Source organism: Bradyrhizobium barranii subsp. apii, from assembly GCF_011516635.5.
GTDB lineage: Bacteria > Pseudomonadota > Alphaproteobacteria > Rhizobiales > Xanthobacteraceae > Bradyrhizobium > Bradyrhizobium barranii.
Map to the genome: position 1 here is coordinate 9430040 of NZ_CP096255.1, position 19499 is coordinate 9449538.

Annotated in this window: 10 protein-coding genes and 6 pseudogenes; 9 read left to right on the forward strand and 7 right to left on the reverse strand. The window is 61.7% G+C overall.

The window, feature by feature from the left end:
* Nucleotide 1: 1 nt before the first annotated feature.
* Nucleotides 2–1543 (reverse strand): annotated as a pseudogene (gene istA / locus HAP41_RS44980) (IS21 family transposase).
* A gap of 788 nt (nt 1544–2331) precedes the next feature.
* Here istA and tnpA point away from each other — a divergent pair.
* From tnpA to HAP41_RS45015, 7 genes and pseudogenes are all read left to right on the forward strand, one after another.
* Nucleotides 2332–2754, forward strand: a complete 423-nt coding sequence (gene tnpA / locus HAP41_RS44985) for an IS66-like element accessory protein TnpA (RefSeq protein ID WP_166055731.1) — start codon at nt 2332–2334, stop codon at nt 2752–2754.
* The gene (tnpB, locus tag HAP41_RS44990; protein ID WP_166055720.1) at nt 2748–3101 is read left to right on the forward strand and encodes an IS66 family insertion sequence element accessory protein TnpB; all 354 of its coding nucleotides are present in this window, start codon (nt 2748–2750) and stop codon (nt 3099–3101) included. Before tnpA ends, tnpB begins: the two co-directional genes overlap by 7 nt.
* 51 nt (nt 3102–3152) lie before the next feature.
* A pseudogene (gene tnpC, locus HAP41_RS44995) lies at nt 3153–4717 on the forward strand (IS66 family transposase).
* A complete protein-coding gene (locus HAP41_RS45000) occupies nt 4714–5316 on the forward strand; it encodes a plasmid pRiA4b ORF-3 family protein (RefSeq protein ID WP_166055583.1) in 603 nt (200 codons plus the stop codon). The pseudogene tnpC and the gene HAP41_RS45000 overlap by 4 nt, the downstream one beginning before the upstream one ends.
* Before the next feature lie 76 nt (nt 5317–5392).
* Nucleotides 5393–6211: a tyrosine-type recombinase/integrase gene (locus HAP41_RS45005; RefSeq protein WP_321576658.1), complete on the forward strand. Its 819-nt coding sequence runs from the start codon at nt 5393–5395 to the stop codon at nt 6209–6211.
* A gap of 20 nt (nt 6212–6231) precedes the next feature.
* Entirely contained in the window at nt 6232–7458 is a 1227-nt protein-coding gene (locus HAP41_RS45010) for an IS91 family transposase (RefSeq protein ID WP_166061603.1), read from the forward strand.
* Nucleotides 7459–7865: 407 nt separating this feature from the next.
* Complete coding sequence (locus HAP41_RS45015; RefSeq protein WP_166053956.1) at nt 7866–9212, forward strand: IS5 family transposase; 1347 nt, start codon at nt 7866–7868, stop codon at nt 9210–9212.
* Nucleotides 9213–9851: 639 nt separating this feature from the next.
* Here the strand turns inward: HAP41_RS45015 and HAP41_RS45020 are convergent.
* Complete coding sequence (locus HAP41_RS45020; RefSeq protein WP_166071931.1) at nt 9852–10442, reverse strand: hypothetical protein; 591 nt, start codon at nt 10440–10442, stop codon at nt 9852–9854.
* A gap of 806 nt (nt 10443–11248) precedes the next feature.
* On the opposite strand from HAP41_RS45020, the gene HAP41_RS45025 reads away from it, so the two are divergent.
* Nucleotides 11249–12592, forward strand: coding sequence for an IS1380 family transposase (locus HAP41_RS45025; RefSeq protein WP_166071930.1), 1344 nt, complete (start codon nt 11249–11251; stop codon nt 12590–12592).
* A 583-nt stretch (nt 12593–13175) separates the two neighbouring features.
* Here HAP41_RS45025 and HAP41_RS45030 read toward each other — a convergent pair.
* The 5 genes and pseudogenes from HAP41_RS45030 to HAP41_RS45050 all read right to left on the reverse strand — a co-directional run.
* Nucleotides 13176–13268, reverse strand: a pseudogene (locus tag HAP41_RS45030) (IS5/IS1182 family transposase); the annotation flags it as partial.
* A gap of 219 nt (nt 13269–13487) precedes the next feature.
* A pseudogene (locus tag HAP41_RS45035) lies at nt 13488–14024 on the reverse strand (IS701 family transposase); the annotation flags it as partial.
* Nucleotides 13979–14821: an IS5 family transposase gene (locus tag HAP41_RS45040; protein ID WP_166060442.1), complete on the reverse strand. Its 843-nt coding sequence runs from the start codon at nt 14819–14821 to the stop codon at nt 13979–13981. The gene HAP41_RS45040 and the pseudogene HAP41_RS45035, both read right to left, overlap by 46 nt.
* Before the next feature lie 83 nt (nt 14822–14904).
* Nucleotides 14905–15665, reverse strand: a pseudogene (locus HAP41_RS45045) (IS701 family transposase); the annotation flags it as partial.
* 116 nt (nt 15666–15781) lie between these two features.
* Nucleotides 15782–16948, reverse strand: a pseudogene (locus tag HAP41_RS45050) (IS3 family transposase).
* Nucleotides 16949–17912: 964 nt separating this feature from the next.
* Here HAP41_RS45050 and HAP41_RS45055 point away from each other — a divergent pair.
* A complete protein-coding gene (locus HAP41_RS45055; RefSeq protein ID WP_166071929.1) occupies nt 17913–19244 on the forward strand; it encodes an MFS transporter in 1332 nt (443 codons plus the stop codon).
* The last annotated feature ends 255 nt before the right edge of the window (nt 19245–19499 follow it).

The following is a 19499-nucleotide window of genomic DNA, read 5'->3' on the forward strand; positions in this document are numbered from 1 at the left end:
TTCAGTGAAAATAATCGCGGCCGCGGATGTTGCCGTGGCGCAGGGGTTGGTGTTCGGAGGGCTCGTCGAGAAAGGTACGATCCAGACCGTTCTGGAGGATGGAGCGGATCGAGGCGACGGATCGCGCCTTGATCAGAATGCCGCGCCGGCAGGCCGCTTCGACGCGCTCCGCGCTGTAGCTTTTGACCAGTGACAGAATGCCGAGGCAGGTGCGAAAGCCTTGCTCGGGATGCGGCCGGGCCGCGATCACGGCCTGGAAGAAGGCGGCGGTCGACGGACCGATCCGCTCGCCGGCGACGATCACTCCGGCGGGCGTCCATTGACCGTAGCGCCGATGGGCGCTGGGCATATGGTCGGCGATGGTGGTGTGGCCCCGCCGGTTGGGCGCGCGGGCGTGGCTGGCGATCCTGCGGCCGTTGTGGAAGATCTCGACCGTTCTGTCATCGATGCGTGCGTCGACAAGCTCACGGATGAGCCGATACGGCGCGGAATACCAGTGTCCATCGATCTCGATATGATAGTCGGGGCCGATCCGGCATCGCTTCCAGCGTGCGAAAGCGTAAGCCTGGTCCGGCAGCTTTGTAAGCTTGGGCTTGTCGAGCTCGGCGAACAGTTCGGCGCGACTGGCGCCAAAGTCGCGCATCTACCTTGCATTGAGTTCGACGACGAGTGTTTTGATGGCTGCGTTCAGCTCCGCCAACGAAAAGAAGCGTTGGTTGCGCAGCCGCGCCAGAATCCATCGCTGGGCGACTTGCACCGCAACTTCGACCTTTGCCTTATCTTTTGGGCGCCGCGGCCGGGCTGCGAGAATGGCCGTGCCGTAATGGCTCGCCATCTCGGCATAGGTTCGGTTGAGGCCGGGATCGTGGCGGTCGGGATTGGTGACGGCGGCCTTGAGATTGTCGCAGACTACGAATGTCGGCACGCCGCCGAGGAAGGCGAAAAGATTGATGTGGACCCGGATCCAGTCGGCGAGCCCCTCGCTTGGACAGGCCTCGGCATAGGTATAGTTGGAGGCGCCCATCGCCGCGACGAACAGCTTCATCGACTGCACTTCCCCGTTTGAGGGATCGATGACGTCGATGGTGTCGCCGGCGAAATCCACGAAAACCTTCTCGCCGCCCAGATGCGTCTGCCGCATCGAAGGCCGGGCTCGCCCCTTCCAGGCCTCGTACGTCGTGCAGAACCAGGTGTAGCCGAAGCCATCGGGATGGGTGGCGCGATACTCGTCCCACAGCAGCCGACGGGTCACGTTGCGTCGGCGCAGCTCCTTGTCGACATAGCCCCAGTCGGGAACGGCCCGCTGGGGGCTCTGCGACGCAGGCCTCGGCGCCGGGAAAAGCAGCAGCTCCAGGTCCTCGTCGCTCATTCCGGCCGGCAACGGCCAGTTCAGCCCGGCAGCCCCGGCTCGGCGTAGATAGCTGTGCACGGCGCCGTTGCTGATGCCCAAGGTGCGCGCGATGGCTCGCTCCGGCAAGCCTTGAACATGTTTTAAGCGGAGAACCTCTTTGATCCGGCGCATCGACAATCTCTGGGTGGGCATCGGCCTTCCTCGTTCACTGACGAGGCAGTTCCTAAGCCGGTTGAGTTGTCGGCCGAAGCGGGCTGAGTTGCTGAAAAGCTGCTCACGATCCCGCGAAATCCGTGCTCACGATCGTCTGAAATCTCTGCTCACGATCCCCTGAAATCCGTGCTCACGATCCCGCGAAACATGCAATTCGAACGCGAGAAAGAAAATATGTTTTAACGGACGTTCTGCATCTAGTTGGGACTGGCGCATGATCGTTGGCTCCGCTCCTCTGCAGGAGCAGACTTGCGTGTCATACCCAAAGAGCGGGGCTTATGCGGCAGCCAAAGGTCTCTCAATCGAGATATCTCGGGTCGTTTTCCCTCACCACAACAATTCAGTCCGATCTGAGAGACTGTAAGCGGCAAAGAGACTGAAAGAGACCTCGTCTGGTGGAGTGGGTGGGTTACCCTTACGCTTCAAGCACATTACCAAGTCGTCCGTGAACAAGGCTCTAAGCGATTGAGCGAGAGTCTGTTTTTCGGATTTGAGACGGTTTGAGATTGCAGGGATTGGGAGGTAAAGACCGCCAAAGCCTGCAAATTCGATTGTGGATTCAACGAAGCCGCTGCCGCGGCGTAGGGGGCAAGGTGGCATAGATCGCCTCCTGGCTGAGAGGATGTGGGTGTTGGAGCCCACCCCCTCAGACAGGAGTATCGAGATGGCCGATTTGAGCGTAAGCGTAGCGCCGAGGCCCGTCTGATTGTTTGTGCGGAGTCTTGAGAGCACCGTTAGAAGAGTCATCTTCTGGAAGGGTGCTCACAATGGACGACCATTCTGACGACATAAGACGACCGTTGTCACCGCGTATTGAAGTGTTCGCTGGCGCAGGTCGAAAGCGCTGGCCGGATGATTTGAAGGCGCAGATTGCGGCGGAAAGCCTCGAACCGGGGGCGGTTGTAACAGACGTCGCTCGTCGCCATGGCTGCCGGCCCCAGCAGGTGCATGATTGGCGGCGCCGGGCGCGTTTGGGCCAGTTGGTATTGCCGGCGTCGGCGGACACGCTGTCGTTCGTGCCGGTGGTGTCGGAATTAGCGTTGCCTGCGGCCGCAGAGCCCTCCGGTTCGCCGGAAGCAGCCATTGTTACGGTTGAGTTCCAGGGCGCGCGCGTGGAGGTGCGCGGGGCGCCTGGCCTTGCTGCGTTGAGCGATGTGTTCATTGCGCTGCGACGGACACGTTCATGCTGACGATGCCGGCGAGCCTCATGATCTACGTGGCGACGCAACCTGTGGACTTCAGGAAGGGTGCAGAGGGCTTGGCGCTGCTGGCGAAGGATACGCTGGGCCATGACCCGATGAAGGGCGTGGCGGTGGTGTTCCGTGCGAAGCGCGCCGATCGGGTGAAGATCGTCGTCTGGGATGGCAGCGGCCTTGTGATGTACTGGAAGCGGCTCGATGGCAGCGGCTTCAAATGGCCACCCATCGTGGCCGGTGTGATGCGGATGAATGGGGCCCAGCTGTCAGCACTGCTGGCCGGCATGGATTGGACGCGCATGCGCGCGCCTCGGATCCCGCAGCCGAAAGCGCTTGCGTAAAAATGCAAATCATCGCTGCATCGTGACGCGAAGCATGGCAAGCTCGGGCCAATGAGTGATTTGCCTGATGAGCTACCGAGCGATCCAGCCGAGTTGCGTGCCTTTGCCGCGGCTCTGCTGGATCGCTGCGCCCGGCTCGAGCGGTTGCTCAAGCTTGCGAAAGATGCGCAGTTCGGTCGGTCCTCGGAAAAGCTGGACGCTGATCAGCTGCAGCTTGTTCTGGAGGATATCGATCAGGCCGTTGCGGCTCTCGAAGCCGCCGAGAATCGTGCCAATCCCAAAACAGGCGAGAAGAGAGCTGCCGCGCGCAGAGCCAACCGTGGTCAGCTGCCGGAGCATTTGCCGCGCGTCATCGAGACTATGATGCCGGCCGAGAGCTGCTGCCCGTCTTGTAAGGGCAACCTCTTCGAGATTGGTCAGGATGAGAGCCAGAGGCTCGACGTCGTTCCGGCGCAGTATCGCGTCATCATCACCCGCCGTCCCAAGCTGGCCTGCCGCGCCTGTCATGGCGTCGTCCTGCAGCACGCGGCTCCCGAGCGATTGATCAGGGGAGGATTGCCCACCGAGCGGCTGGTCGCGCATGTGATCGATGCCAAGTATCACTGGCATTTGCCGCTTTACCGCCAGGCGCAGATGCTGGCGACGCACGGAATAGCGCTGGATCGTTCCACGCTCGCCTTCTGGGTCGGCTATGCCGCCCAGGAATTGAAGCCCGTGTGGCATCGTCTGCGCCAGCTTCTGCTCGCCTCCTCGAAGCTCTGTGTCGATGAGACCCCGGCGCCGGTGCTGGATCCGGGGCGCGGCAGAACAAAAACCGGCTACTTCTGGGCGCTGTCACGCGATGACAGGCCTTGGGCCGGACCTGATCCGCCTGGGGTAGTCTATGCCTATGCACCGGGCCGCGGCGCCGTTCATGGCTTGCGGCTGCTGGAGGGCTATCGCGGCATCATCCACTGCGACGGCTATCAGGCTTACAAGACCATGACCCGAGAGACGCGTGCGGACGCCCTGTCCGGGACGCTCGCCTTCTGCTGGTCGCATCTGCGGCGCCAGTTTGTGAAGATCGAGCGGGAGGCTGCGCCTGCGCCAGCTCCGGTTGCCCGCGAGGCTCTTGAGCGCATCGCCCAGCTTTACGCGGTCGAGAAGGCCTCCGCGGCCGATCTGCGGACGAGCGCCGTGCTGGCCGACAAGCGCATACCCGGCCTCTGGTTGCAGCCTTGAAGCAGTGGTTTGAGGCCAAGCTCGATCACCTTGCGCAGAAGAGCGACACGGCGAAGGCTTTGCGCTATGCACTACGTCATTGGGACGGCCTGACGCTCTATCTTGATGATGGGCGCATCGAAATGGACACGAATGCTGTCGAGCGTGCGATGCGACCGATCAAGCTCAACGCCAAGAACTCTCTTTTTGCCGGTTGCGACGAAGGCGCCGGGAATTGGGCATTGCTGGCTTCGCTCATTGAGACCTGTAAGCTCAATGGCGTCAGTGCCGAGCACTGGCTCGCTGACGTTCTCGCCAAGCTCGTCAATGGTTGGCCTGCAGCGCGACTGGACGAACTGCTTCCCTGGGCGTCGACCTATACGATGCATACACGCGATCCGAGGCTGGCGGCATGAGCCTGAACACGACCGCGGTCCGGATCAAGGTGACCCTCAAGGATGTGAAGCCGGAGGTGATGCGTCGCCTTGTCGTACCCGTCACCCTGCGCCTTGATCGGCTGCATCTGACGCTTCAGGAGGCATTCGGCTGGACGAACAGTCACCTCTTCGAGTTCTTTGCTGGTGAGGCACATTGGGGGATTCCCGACCCCGACAATGATTACGGTCACCAGCCCATGGATGCCCGCAAAGCGCGGCTGTGCGATATCGTTCGCGAGACCGGCGCCAAGACGATCCACTATCTCTATGACTTCGGCGACAGCTGGGACCATGTGATCAAGCTCGAAAAATGGTTCGAGAACACCACGACGGAGGGGCTTCCCTTCCTGCTCGAGGCCGCCGGTCGTTGTCCTCCGGAAGACGTCGGCGGTGCGCCAGGCTATGCCGAATACCTCGCCGCCATCAGCGACCCCGCCCATCCCGAGCACGGACACATGCGCCTCTGGGGCCCGGAGCGGTTCGATCCCAACGTCGTCGACCGGAAGGCACTCGAAGCCGCCGTCAACGCGTTGTCCGACACAAGGAAGCCGCGGCGACGCGCCACGCGAACAAAATAGGCGTCAAGCGCCATTCAAAAGGGCCGCAGAGCTACGCTTACATTTGAGCCCTCTTCGCCGCCGCATGATCGAAGACATGACCGTCCGCAATCTGTCGCCGGCGACGCAAAGATCCTACATCAGCGCGGTTTCGAAGTTCAGCCGCTATTTTGGCCGATCGCCTGACCGGTTAGAGCTGGAAGACGTCCGCGCCTTCCAGGTGCATTTGGTCTCGACCGGCATCTCATGGCCGGCGCTGAACCAGATCGTCTGTGCGCTACGGTTTTTCTACGGCGTCACGCTCGGCGAGGCGCTCATCCCAGAGCGCATTCCCTATGCGCGAGAACCGCGCAAGCTGCCGGTCGTTCTCAGCGCCGACGAAGTGGTTCAGTTTCTTGAAGCGGTATCGAGCCTGAAGAGCCGCGCCGCGCTCACCACCGCCTATGCGGCCGGGCTCAGGGCCTCGGAGGTTGCGGGACTGCGGATCGAAGACATCGACAGCGCCCGCGGCGTCATCCAGGTGCGCCACGGCAAGGGCGCGAAGGATCGCAACGTGATGCTGTCGCCCCAGCTGCTGGGCATCCTGCGCACCTACTGGCGGCTCGCCCGGCCGCGGCTTTATCTGTTCCCTGGTCGTGACGAAGATCATCCGATCGATCAGACCGTGCTGCATGCCGCCTGCCGGTCGGCGGTGAAGGCTGCGGGCCTGACCAAGCGCGTCACGCTGCACACGCTGCGCCACAGCTTCGCGACACATCTTCTCGAGAACGGAACCGATATCCGGATCATCCAGGTCTTGCTCGGGCACAATAATTTGTCGTCGACAGCGCGCTACACGCAGGTCGCCACCGATACGATCCGAGCGACGCAGAGCCCGCTCGATCGCCTGTCGCTGGAGGTGACGCCACCTGGATGACCCGCAGCGGGATGCGGGTCATGACCCGCTCCGACATCCGCTCCAACAGGCCCGCCATCGAGATTGCCGATATTCTGCGCCGGCATGGCGACGCCTATCGCCGTGTACATGCCGGTCATCTGGGGCGGGTCGAGCGGCGCGTGATGAGCGCGATCGTTGCGTGCCGGACCGAGGCGCTCGGCGGCCACATGCAGGCTTGCGACGACTGCGGCACGACACGCGTTGCCTATAATTCCTGCCGCAATCGGCACTGTCCGAAGTGTCAGGGGAGAGCCCGAGCCGCGTGGCTCGCCGCGCGTCAAGCCGACCTGCTTCCGGTTCCCTATTTCCACGTCGTCTTTACACTTCCCGCACCGATCGCCGCGATCGCTTTCCAGAACAAGGCCGTCGTCTATGCCATCCTGTTCAAGGCTGCCGCCGAGGCGATGACGACGCTCGCCGCCAATCCACGCCGGCTCGGCGGTGCGATCGGCGGCGTCGCCGTCCTCCACACCTGGGGACAGACGCTGATGCATCATCCCCACGTCCATTGCGTCGTTCCGGGTGGCGGCCTCTCGCCCGATGGCGCGCGCTGGACCGCTTGCCGACCGAACTTCTTCCTGGCCGTCAAACCGTTGTCCAGACTATTTCGCACACTTTTTCTCAAACGTCTGTCGGCAGCCTTCAACTCCGGTGCCTTGCGTTTCTTCGGCGATCTCGGAGCTCTGGCCGAGCCGGCTGCCTTTGCGGCCCACCTCGACGCCATGCGACGCATCAACTGGGTTGCTTACGCCAAGCGGCCCTTCGGCGGACCCGCACAGGTCCTGGCCTATCTCGGCCGCTACACCCATCGCGTCGCGATCGCCAACAGCCGGCTCGTCGCACTCGACGACGATCATGTCGCCTTCTCATGGAAGGACTATCGCCAAAACAGCGCGACAAAGATCATGAATCTCAAGCCCGATGAGTTCATTCGCCGTTTCCTGCTTCATACGCCGCCTGACGGCTTCCACCGCATCCGCCACTTCGGCTTCATGGCCAACCGCCATCGCGCTGCCAAGCTCGCCCTTTGCCGCGAACTTCTCGATCATGAGCGAACAGCCCCAAACGATGGCCAGCCGTCGCCTGTGGATTCGGAGGCTCAAACCTGGGCCGAGGTTCCTGCCTGTCCCGATTGTGGTGGCGTCATGCGCATCATTGAGCGCTTTCGACATAGCTTCAGACGCCCCAGCCCTCGAACATCACCGTTCCGATGCGACACATCGTGAGCCAAGTCATGTCGTGCACGACGATCATCATTCGTCATTTCGCTCCCAGCGTCTCGATCATCGCGGACGATGTCGAATCCGTGCTGTCACACTGCGCGACAACAACCGTCCGATGCAGCAAAAGGCCTATCGCGATCTCAGGCGAAGCGCGTCTGATCTCAACTCTTCCAGGATGCGCACTCCTGTGTCTCTGCCTCACGCGCCGAGCCAGCAGATCGGGCATGGCGATCTCGAACAATCCCCATAGCTGCAAAACCGCGAATAGCCTCCCGCGCCTTCGTTCAATCCGGCTTCAATGAGGTCGCGTCATAAGCGCCTGCCGCGCCCTCGCGTGAGCGCGACCTCACAGAACCCTCCAGATTCCCTTTCGCAGCGGACCATGATTCTGTGTTGCATCGGAGGGGACGATGCGACCGAAGAAGCACAAGACGACGGGATCGAACGACCTGTTCCGGGCGCGGCTGGACCAGATCATCAATCTGAAGCACGAGCTGGTTCTGTTGGCCGGCAAGATCGATTGGGACTGGATCGACGGCGAGATCGCGCCGCTCTACAGCGAGAACGGCCGGCCGGGGATCGAGACCCGCTTCATGATCGGGCTGCTGTTGCTCAAGCAGATTTACGGGCTGTCCGATGAGGGGATTTGCGAGCGCTGGGTCCACGACCCGTATTTCCAGTACTTCACCGGCGAAGAGTTCTTCCAGCACGCCTTCCCGCACGAGCGATCGGACCTGAGCCATTGGCGCAAGCGGCTCGGCGACAAGCTGGAACTGCTGCTGGCCGAGAGCCTGCGGGTGGCGCACGAGGCCGGCGCGTTACGCGGCCAGGACCTCAAGCGGGTCACGGTCGATACCACGGTGCAGCCAAAGGCCATCACCTTTCCGACCGACGCCAAGCTGCTGCATGCGGCCATCAAGGGGCTCAATCGCCTGGCGAGAAGGCACGGCGTCAGGCTGCGGCAGTCCTATTCTCGGATCGCCAAGGCCGCCGCGATGATGGCGGGCCGCTACGCCCATGCCAAACAATTCAGGCGGCATCAGCGGCAGTTGCGTATCCTGCGCTCAAGGCTCGGCCGGATCATCCGCGATATCCGCCGCAAGATCGACGGCCAGCCAGCCCTGGAGGAGGCGTTCGCCCTTCCGCTTGGCCGGGCCAGCCAGATCCGCTCGCAGCAGCAGCGCCAACGCGGCTGGAAGCTTTATTCTTTCCATGCCCCGGAGGTGGAGTGCATCGGCAAGGGCAAGGCCTCCGCGCCGTACGAGTTCGGCGTCAAGGCTTCCATCGTCACCAACAACCGCCGAGCTCCCGGCGGTCTGTTCGTGCTACACGTCAGGGCGCTGCCCGATAATCCGTATGACGGTCACACCCTGCGCGACGTCATCGACCGCACCGAGGCACTCACCGGCTGTCCGATCGAGCGGGCCTATGTCGACAAGGGGTATCGCGGCCACGACGCTCAAAATCCACGTCGCGTCTTCATCTCCGGCCAGAAGCGCGGCGTCTTCGGGATCATCAAGCGCGAGTTGCGCCGCCGATCCGCCATCGAGCCCATCATCGGACACCTGAAGGCCGAAGGTCACCTCGGGCGCTGCTACCTCAAAGGCCGCGCAGGAGACGCCGCCAACGTCGTCCTCTCCGCCGTAGGCCACAACTTCCGCCGCATCCTCGCCTGGCTGAGAGATTTCTTGGACCTGTTCCTGATCCGGATATGGCGCACGTTCACATGTCCCATCCCGCTCAATTCGGATTCTTAACGGACGACTACCAACGGCTGGCAAAACAGGATGAGACACTTATGCCATGGAACCACGCCGCCTGAACGGCCTCAGTTTGCCGCTTACCGCTGGGCTTCGCTGCGCATAAAGACGATCGCCCACTGGAGCCGCCGTGTCGGCTATTGGCGCCTCCATATTTGCTCGCGCGGGTGGGCTCCGGATCGACTAAAAAAGCTGTTCCGCCGTTGCCGGGAGAGCCCGCAAGTGCGCTTGAGCAACAGCAGCCCGATCATGAAGTGCGTCGCGAAATCCGGCCAACATTCTCGCGATAAGCGGCACGACTCGCTGTCGATCCAATCCCATCGATCTGGCCGGCGAGCAGAACCAATTCGCGCTTTGCTGATCCGGTCCAGCCTGGCCCAGAACAGATCGCCTGATCCCATCGTTGGGTACATCTTCGGCGCATCCCTCCTCGGACGTGGATAGGGAGACATGCTTCATCCGCGAAGGGCGTTTGGAAAGCGGAATTGCGAGGTTCTGAGGCTCAAAGCCTCAGACCCTCGCATTCTCAAAGCAGCCTGCAACAAGAATTGCCGCTCTAACCCGGTTGCTTAGCTCTGGCGACCATGTAACAGGCAGGACGCTAGCCACGGGCTGGTTCAGTCATCGTCTGCAGTCTCACCCTTGCCGCGTAAGTCTGACGAACCCTCCTTCGATTAATTCGGCTTTGTGCAGCTTGCCGTCGAGCGCGATGGTTGTTGGGTGGTTAGGGGTAGGCATGTAACCCGCCTCGCGCAGCTTCTCGATCAGGGCCAGCGGGGCCCACTGCTCCGGCAGCGGGACGTTGCGACGGCAGGTCTCCCGGAAGAATGCTCCGAAATCTGGTACGCCCTGCGGCCCCTCGCCCATCCTCTGGTCCTCCGGAGGATTGTGGATGAGACGAGTGCCGCTGGTCGGGTCCTGCGTGGCCGTATAGCGGTGACCCCGGATCTCGTAGGACATCGTCGGCTGGTCCGCGTCCGGCAAAAGACCGTGGTGGGACAGTCTCTCGATCATTCGTTGCGGGGCGGGTTGAGAACCATGGGAAAATCTCTCGGGAACCGCCCATGAGACATCATATGTTTCCTCAGGGGCAGCCGATGATGGCCCCGCCTCGTTCGTCCTTGCTTCATCCAGGAACTGACGAAGGTAATCTTCATCCTCTTGATTCCAGGCGTACTCCTCTGGGGACCTTGACGGCCCGGCACCGCCGATTCGGTTGAAGTCCATGCTGCTCTCCTTGTTGCCTTTGGGAACATGGTCTCTTGCAGGTCCGCCCAATGGATAGCTCAGCGTCAGCAGTTCCTTCGGCGAGAGACCCGATTGCTATCGTAGGAGAGTCGGCTGTCCAGAAGCTGACGAGCTGCCAGGAAAGCAGCTATGTCAACTCGCATGCTGTGGCCTGCCGCACCTAGGCACTGACGCTGATATCCGTCATATCGGATGTAGGAGAGGCGGCGGCTCTGCCGCGTTCGCGAGGTTCTCCCTCGACTTCGCTTGTCTGGCCTCGAGCCGCTTCATATCATCGATGATGGCTTTGATCTTCCCGCCGGCTTTGATGGCAGGCAACAGCTTTCCAAAGTTCCACACTTGATGCGCGTGGGCGGAAGCTTATCCTATCGAACGTTACCATCTCTGTTGAATGGTCAGAGGTGCGTCAGCGGTGAATAGCGATCGCAGCGCGAGAGGTTTCCATGTACCCGCGGCGGGGAATGTTGTGGCCTTCCGCAGATAAAGGCGCCTGCATAGCTGCCGGTTCTCAAGGATTGCCGTCACGGCGGATGCCGGCGCGGGCTGCAAGCATATCGTTATGGCGGCCGCGGTCATGATGCAGTTGACTATCCCGCACCTGTCGATTTGGATTTCCTTGTGAATCCGAGAGAACGCTTTTCGTCGGCCAGGCGGCCCATCTAGCCCGTCTTATTCGTCAGAGGGCGCCTGAGAGGCTGGCGAGCGTGGTGTAAAGCGCTGATGCGGCGTAGGATTCGGTTGCAAAGCCAACCCCATCACCTTCAGCCGCGAACACCACGCCCGCCATGACCGACGATACGATTCTGCCCTTCTCGTTTCCAGCCGTTCACGCCAAGAAAGTCACAGCTGCCTTCGATGGCGGTCGGCTGACCTCGAACGGGGGCGTGATGCTTCTGGCGATGGCCGAGCGGCGTCTCGGCTTGGCCGACAATTTGGCCCGGGTGTTCCCGGATCGGCGCGATCCGACGCGGGTCGTGCACAGCCTGGTCGATATGTTCCGCGCGCGCATGTTCGCGATCTGCTGCGGCTACGAGGACGCCGACGACCTCGATCATCTGCGGTCCGATCCCGCATTCAAGCTGGCCTGCGGACGGCTGCCGGACACGGGTCGCGATCTGTGTTCCCAACCGACGCTGTCGCGTCTGGAGAATGCTCCGCGCCTGCGCGACGTGATCCGACTGACCTACACTTTGGTCGACGCATGGATGGATAGCTACCCGCGCGAGCCGGCATCCGTCACGCTCGACATCGATGATACCTGCGATGTCGTCCACGGCCATCAGCAGCTCTCGCTGTTCAACGCTCATTATGACGAACGCTGCTTCCTGCCGATCCACGTCTACGACACGGAGAAGAGCCGGCCCGTGGCGGTCGTGCTGCGGCCCGGCAAGACGCCGGGCGGCGTCGAGGTGCGTGCCCATCTGCGCCGCCTGGTACGGCATATCCGGACGCGGTGGCACAACACGCGAATTACGTTCCGTGGCGACGGGCACTATGCCCGGCCGGAGGCAATGGCGTGGTGCGAGACCAACGGCATCGACTACATCTTCGGTCTGTCCGGCACCAAGCCGCTCGCCAGAAAAGTCGACGCGGTCGCCGACGACATCCGCACGCGACGCGCCATCGAGAACCTGCCGGTTCTGCGCGGCTATACCGAGACGCGCCACAAGGCAAAGTCCTGGGATCGCGAACGACGCACCGTCGCCCGTATTGAGGCGACGATGCTCGGCCTCCACATCCGCTTCGTCGTCACCAGCCTCGATGTCGGCTCGGCCGAGTGGATCTACGACAGCCTGTATTGCGCGCGCGGCCAAGCCGAGAATCTGATCAAGCTGCATAAGACGCAGCTCGCCTCCGATCGCACCAGTTGCCGTTCGGCGCTCGCCAATCAAGTCCGCCTCGTTCTCCATACCGCCGCTTATTGGCTGATGCTGACCGTGCGCGACGCCATTCCCAAAGTCCGGGAATTGGCCACTGCCGAGTTCGCGACGCTGCGTCTTCGGCTCTTGAAAATCGCCGCCCGGGTTGTCGAGACCAAGAGCCGCATTCGCCTTGCGTTCGCCGCGGCATGTCCCGAAGCCGACCTGATCCGCAGCTTGCCCGGCGCGCTGCTGCCGCTCGGTCCTTGACCGGTGGGCGTCCGCCCGCGTTCACCCAACCCATCCCTCAAGCGCGTTGCAAAGTACCGGTCGTCAGGCGGTGAAAAGCCGAAGGCAATCCTGTGCGCCTCGTCAGCGGAGGTGTGCGGATGCACCAGTCGGACCAAAATACCGCGCTCTCACGAATAGGGCGGGCTAGTAGGCTACACATTCTCACTGATCGGAGATGGAATATGACCGGCATTGGCCGACCAGATAAATCGCCCGTTGGGCCTACAGGAGCGGACAGCACGTGGAGATCGAGCGGTTCGCGCTCGCAGTACGATCTCGCCCCAGGGGAAGGTGGCCAATCGTTCGACTCCGTCGTCGAGCGTATGCGCTCCGGGCCTCAAGATAGAACGGCGCCGCTCGCCGGCCAACCGCGAACTTCGGGTGGCGCAGTCCCCATTTCCTCGAGTGGCGACGATGTCAATGCAGCAGAGCGAATGGATAGCCTGCTTAAGGAACTTGATGCTTGCCGCAATGCGGCTATGCAATGTCGGAACTCGTCTGAGGCGCAAGACTTGATCGATCAGCTCGTCAAGGCCGGCTCAACTGTCCTGGACTACTACGCATTGTCGCGCCCAGCGGAGCCCTTCTGGTCGGGGCGACCTATTATCAGCGGCGCCAGTTCCCAAGCAGCGTCGCTCAATGCCAAACGGTCCATCACACCCAAGACTGCCTCCCCAAAAGCAGCCTGGAATCTGATTTGCGCCTAAAAGGGAATCCCTAGAGTCCACACCACCTAGTCTTACTGCGTCATAAGCGCAGGCGACGATTGACGTTTTGCTGTCGGCGTCGACAACACGGGCATCGTTGCAAGGTCTTGATGATTGCGTCGGCCAGCCGCCTGCGCATGGTTGCGATCGAATTTGGAATGTGACGCTCAGGCCGCAATGGCGGATCCTCTGGGTCTGTAACCGTCGGGAACGGCAAGTTGCGAGAAGAGAGCGGTGCAGCGAGGTGCTGAGGGGGGAATCGTCTCTCGTTCGGAGATCAGGAATCCGTAGGCTGCGATGCAGAGCGTTGCGTGATGATGGAGGCCGCGCCAGCCGCGCCCCTCAAAGTGCCCGAGCCCGACCTCCTGCTTCAGCTCCTGATAATCGCGCTCGATGCGCCAGCGCAGTTTGGCCAGATCGACAAGACGGGCGAAGCCAATATTCTCCGGCAGAGTTGAGAGCCAGTATTTTGTCGGCTCCTGTTCTCCCTTCGGCCATTCGATCAACAGCCATTCTTCCGGCCAAGGTTCGCTGCGGTTGAAGTCGCGATGGGCAATGCGAATGCGCAGCCGCGCAAAACGCGACTTGAGGAGCACATTGCTTCCCTTGCGCCAAGTGATCGTCCGCCACGCCTTGGCCGGAAGGCTAAGAGCCTGACTCAAAATTGCATTGCTGTTTTTATCGCTGCGATGCGCCTTGTCATGAGTTGGACAGAGGCGAGGAAGAGCCAGGCAGTTGCGCTTTCGATGGTTCGCTCGAAGTCCTTGGCCAATCTGCGGTTGCGGCCGAGCCAGGCGAAGGTTCGTTCGACCACCCAGCGGCGCGGAAGCACCTCGAAGCCCTGTGCGGCATCGGAGCGCTTGATGATCTCGACAGTCCACCGGCCGATCTTTTCCAGCACCGCCTTGAGCTTTTCGCCGGCATAGCCGCCATCGGCGAAGATATGGCGCAGCCAGGGGAAGCGGTAGCGAATGCTGCACAGGACATCTGGCGTGCCGTCACGATCCTGGACGTCGGCAGCGTGAACGATCGCTCCGACCAGGAGCCCTTGGGTGTCGGTGACGATGTGGCGCTTTCGACCCTTGATCTTCTTTCCCGCGTCGTAGCCGCGAGGGCCGCCACTTTCCGTGGTCTTGACCGATTGGCTGTCGATCACGCCGGCCGTCGGCGAGGCCTCCCGGCCGATCGCCTCGCGCGCCAGCATCAGGAGTGCGTGGTTGATCGATTGCCACAATCCGCTGTCGCGCCATTGGTAGAAATAGTACTGCACCGTGGTCATTGGTGGAAACAGAGTGGGCGGCAGCATGCGCCACGGCAATCCGCCGCGCAGCAGATAGAGTACTGCCTCGACGATGTCGCGATAGCTCCATTTCGGGCGCCGCCCGCGCTTGGCCCGCACAGGAAGCAACCTCTCCAGCACGCCCCATTCCGCATCCGTCAAGTCGCTTGGCAAACGCAGCTCCTCTCGGGCAAACTGTGCCCGGGTGATATCAGTCCACATTCTCGATCCCTTTGATGCTTCGCAACACCTATGGAATCAGAACTCGCTGATATCACTCAACTTATTTTTCGGTCGGACACTAAGGCAAAATCCTTGACCTTGACCGGTTGGTGCTTGGCATCACGGCGTAGCTGTTTGGTCGGCTGGCCGCGGCCCCGGACGTAAGGTTTGGGCGGCAAAGGCCCGGTGCCGGGCGCCCACACGGTGGTGTTCGACAGGATGCCAGCGACGTAGGGCAGCCCCAGCGCCGTGACGGCTGTGCGCAGATCGATGTGCGCGCCATAGCCCGCATCCATCAGCACGACGCGCGCGGCAAGCCCGCCGCACAGGCCGCGCGGATCTGATCGAGCGCGATCTCCGGCTTGGTCTGAAAGCCGATCTTCTCGGGCACGCCTGCCTTCTGGCGGCGGGCAGTGTCAGAGGCCCAGCTCTCCGGCAAATACAAGCGATAGGCCACCGGCAGGCTCGCATGAGCATTGGCCAGCGACAGCGACACCGCGACCTGGCAATTGTCCTGCTTGCCGAGCTGGCCGCAATACTGCCGGGCCACGCCCACCGAATGCGTGCCCTTCTTGGGAAAGCCCGTGTCGTCGATGATCCAGGCCTCGATCGGCCCATGCCGCTCGATCGCCGGCAGAACCATCTGGCGAACTTTGGCCAGCACCCGCTCGTCCGACCAGCGCCCCTCACCGACAAAATGCAACAGAGACCGGTGCTGCGCCGCCGTTCGCTCTGGTGCCGTCACCGCAGCCATCGGCTCCACGCTCTTGCGCTCGCACGGCAGCATCAGGCCTTGACGGTAATCCCGCAATGGCTTGGCCCGGTCGGCGTGACCGATTGAAATGGACCCGCGGAGCGGGGCCGCTTGAGCCGGTTTGTTAGTTGGAAACTGACCGCTCCTGATTACTTCCTATCACGCTGCCAGAGACACTGTCTGCTGCTGTTGCTGTGGGCATGCGGTCAACGCGTCAGCGTTGTCCACCATTCCACAGCCTTCGCGGCCTGCATCCGTTCGCGCCAGACCGCCATCGGCGTGCGATAGCCGAGCGCCTGATGAAGGCGACGATCGTTGTAGAAGGCGATCAGCTCGCGATCCCTGCCTTGGCCTCGCGGCCGTCGGCATAGCCCTTGAGATAGATGTCCTCATGCTTTTAGCGACCGCCACAGCCGCTCGATGAAGACGTTGTCCATCCAACGACCGCGGCCATCCATGGAGATCTTGATCCCTGCGCCCGCCAACGCGCCGGTGAAGGCCGCGCTGGTGAACTGGCTGCCTTGGTCGGTATTGAAAATCTCCGGCCTGCCGTACTTCGCCAGCGCCCCTTCCAGAGCCGCCACGCAGAACGAGACGTCGATCGTGTTCGATAATCGCCACGCCAGAACCGCACGGCTCGCCCAGTCGATGATGGCGACGAGATAAAGAAAAGCCACGGCCGATGGGCAGATACGTGATGTCGGCGGCCCACACCTGGTTCGGCCGGTCGATCGTCATGTTGCGCAGCAGATAAGGATAGATCTTGTGGCCCGGCGCCGGCTTCGTCGTGTTCGGCTTCGGTCCCAGCGCCGCGATGCCCATCTTGCGCATCAACCGCTGCACGCGCTTGCGATTGACCTGAAGCCCCTCAGCCTTCAGCATTGCGGTCATTCGCCGCGAGCCCAGGAACGGCCAGGCGATGAAGAGCTCGTCGATCCGCCGCATCAGGGCAAGGTCGTTGTCGTTGGCCGGCCGGGGCGGCCGGTAGACCCCGGAGCGCGCGATGCCAAGCAACAGGCATTGCCAACGGATCGACAGCGCCTTGTCCGCGCGATCGAGCATTCCTCGACGGTCCGGCGTGCTCATCTTCCGGACCTCCGCGCTAAAAAATCGCGCTCGACCGTCAGTTGTCCAATCTTGGCGTGCAGCTTCTCGATCTCGCGTTCGCGCGTTTCCTCGCTCTCGCGCCCGACACCCGCATCAAAGGCCCGCGCCGCCTGGTCCAGCAGTTGCTTCTTCCAGGCATAGATCTGGTTCGGGTGAACCTCATAGCGCTGGGCCAGATCGGCCACCGTCGCCTGCTCCCGCACGGCTTCCAGCGCAATCTTTGCCTTCAGTGCCGCGTCGATCTTGCGTCTCGTCTTCGTCGTCATCATGCCCTCCGTCTATCAAACGGAGCGGCCCTTTTCCAACTAACCTCTGGTCCCAAAATCGGGGTCCATTTCAGCGAACCGACTTTTGATTGCAGGCGTGCTTTGCCATCGAGCTTCGAGCGTGCGCACGCAGATGCGTGAGCGGAGCGCGACCGCTATTGGTTACAGAGGCCGCACGCCTTTGCGGCCATAACCTGACGGCAGCGTCGCAATATGAAAGGAAGGCTATAATCCTAGGACGACATTGATGAATCCAATCCACCCACAGAGGCGCGTCGCCATCGCTGATGCCTTTGACTCCACTTTTCGGGGCTCAATTCTGGCGCATCACGCTTGTCATTTGCGGCCAGCTGAGCTGCAGCTCGCCATGACCGGATATCACCGCCTGATGCCTGCGGCGGCCGGCGCGATGTCGGCCGTTTTCAAGGTGCCATCAACAATGCAAGCTCCCATTACGTTTGATCGCACGAAGATCTTATTCTGCAGGGAACAATCTCGACAAAGCATGCAGTTTCGCGCAACTACCACGTGGTGGAGCAAAGAGCCGGGCCAATCGCCTGACACTTCCGCGCACGCGCAGCCAGCTGAACGCAGCATGCACGCATGGCGGCCCTTCTGTGTGAAAGCAGGCCTCCTGTTCGGTGGCTGCCAATGTTGTCGCAAACTCGCCATCGCGCAGGACCACAACGACTGCCCGCGCCCGATGGCTGCACCGGTTTCCTTTATTCATTTTTGCGGGCGATTGCCGCGATCAGTGCAAGGCTTGAATCGGGCTGCACGAAGCAGGCATCTTTATTGCAGGCGTTACGATGGGCTTCGTCGTGACATGCTACATCCACATCTGGGGAATCGGCGCGCGACCCGGCCGCCTCAAGATAGACGGCGCGTAGGTTAGATGGAGAGCAGCGCGCGCAACCTGGCTGGCCGAAGCCTTCGGACAGATCGCGACCGAGATGGATCGGGGATGGCCAGTCAATTCGCTCCGGAGCATCGAAAGCCGATTCTCGTTGCGCCGGACGAAAGCCTGACCGGCAGCGTCGTGTTGGGCGCAACGATCGGCAATATTCTCGAATTTTACGACTTCGGGACCTATACCTTTTTCGCAATCCAGATAGGTCAGGCGTTCTTCCCGGCGAGCGACCCGTTTGCCAGCCTCATGCTGTCGCTCGGGACGTTTGGCGCGGGTTTTGTAACCAGACCGATAGGGGCCATCGCGCTCGGCTCGTACTCGGATCGGGTCGGGCGCCGGCCCGCGATGACTGCCAGCTTTGCCATGATGAGCGCCGCGATCCTCGCGTTAGCTGTTACGCCATCGTACGAGACGATAGGAATTGGCGCTCCGTTGCTGGCCATTTTCGCACGTTTGGTGCAGGGCTTCGCTCTGGGAGGTGAGGTCGGTCCGACTACTGCCTATTTGATGGAAGCGGCCCCGGCCGAAGCCCGCGGTCTTGCTGTCTCGTTTCAGCCTGCCAGCCAACAGATAGCTGCAACCGCCGGAGCGCTGGTTGGAGAAATACTCTCCCTCGCGATGACAAGTGAGGCACTGGACGCGTACGGTTGGCGGATCGCGTTCTTGCTCGGCGCCGGCACGCTGCCGTTCGGACTTTGGCTGCGGAGCGCCCTGCCGGAGACATTACACCGCCCGGAAGCTTCGGCTCCCGTCGTCGAGAGTGCGAAGAGATTGCGTGCCGTCCGCCGTATGGCGAGCTTGGGACTCGTCATTTTGGCCAGTTGCACAATTTTTACCTACATCACGGAATATATGACCACCTATGCGCTGAATACCTTGCAAGTTTCTGCGCCTCTCGCCTTCGCCACCACGCTCGTCAGCAATGCAGTAGGAATTGGCGCCGCACTGCTGGGCGGTTGGCTTGCGGATCGTGCCGGACGCCGGCACATCATGATATGGCCGCAGGTCACCGCGCTGCTGATGACCTATCCGGTATTCTGGTGGATCGTAGAGAGCCGCAGTGCCATCGCACTTCTCGGAGGCCTCGGCGCGCTCACCTTCATCGGAACGGTCCCGTATAGCGCCTTCTATGTGAGCATGGCCGAAGGTTTACCCAAGAACATCCGCGGCGGCGCCTTCGCGACGATTTACGCTTTTGCGATAGCGATCTTCGGTGGCACAGCTCAACCCATCGTCACCTGGTTGATCCACGTTACCGGGAACGCACTGGCTCCCGCCTGGTACATGCTTGTCGCTAGCGCGGCCGGATTCTGTGCCATGCTGATGATGCCCGAGACGGCACCGCCGAGAATTCAGAGCGCTGCGCATAAGCGAAGCCCGTCGTAGCGCTGGACAACGTGATCACGGGTCCCTTCCGCTCATATCGCGCTCCCCGTCAAATCTTTGGGGAAGAAAGTAGATCGGCCCGAGAGATAGGAATTGTCTTGATGAACCATTCGATTTTTGCAGGAGGGGCCGGTGTTAGGGCCGCGCCTTCTTGTTGGGGTCGGGTAGGCTTTCGAGTTTTTCGCTTTTTCCTACTGGATGGTCATCGGCATTGGAACAAGCGATGGGCAATCCGCGTGATGATCGCTGCAACAC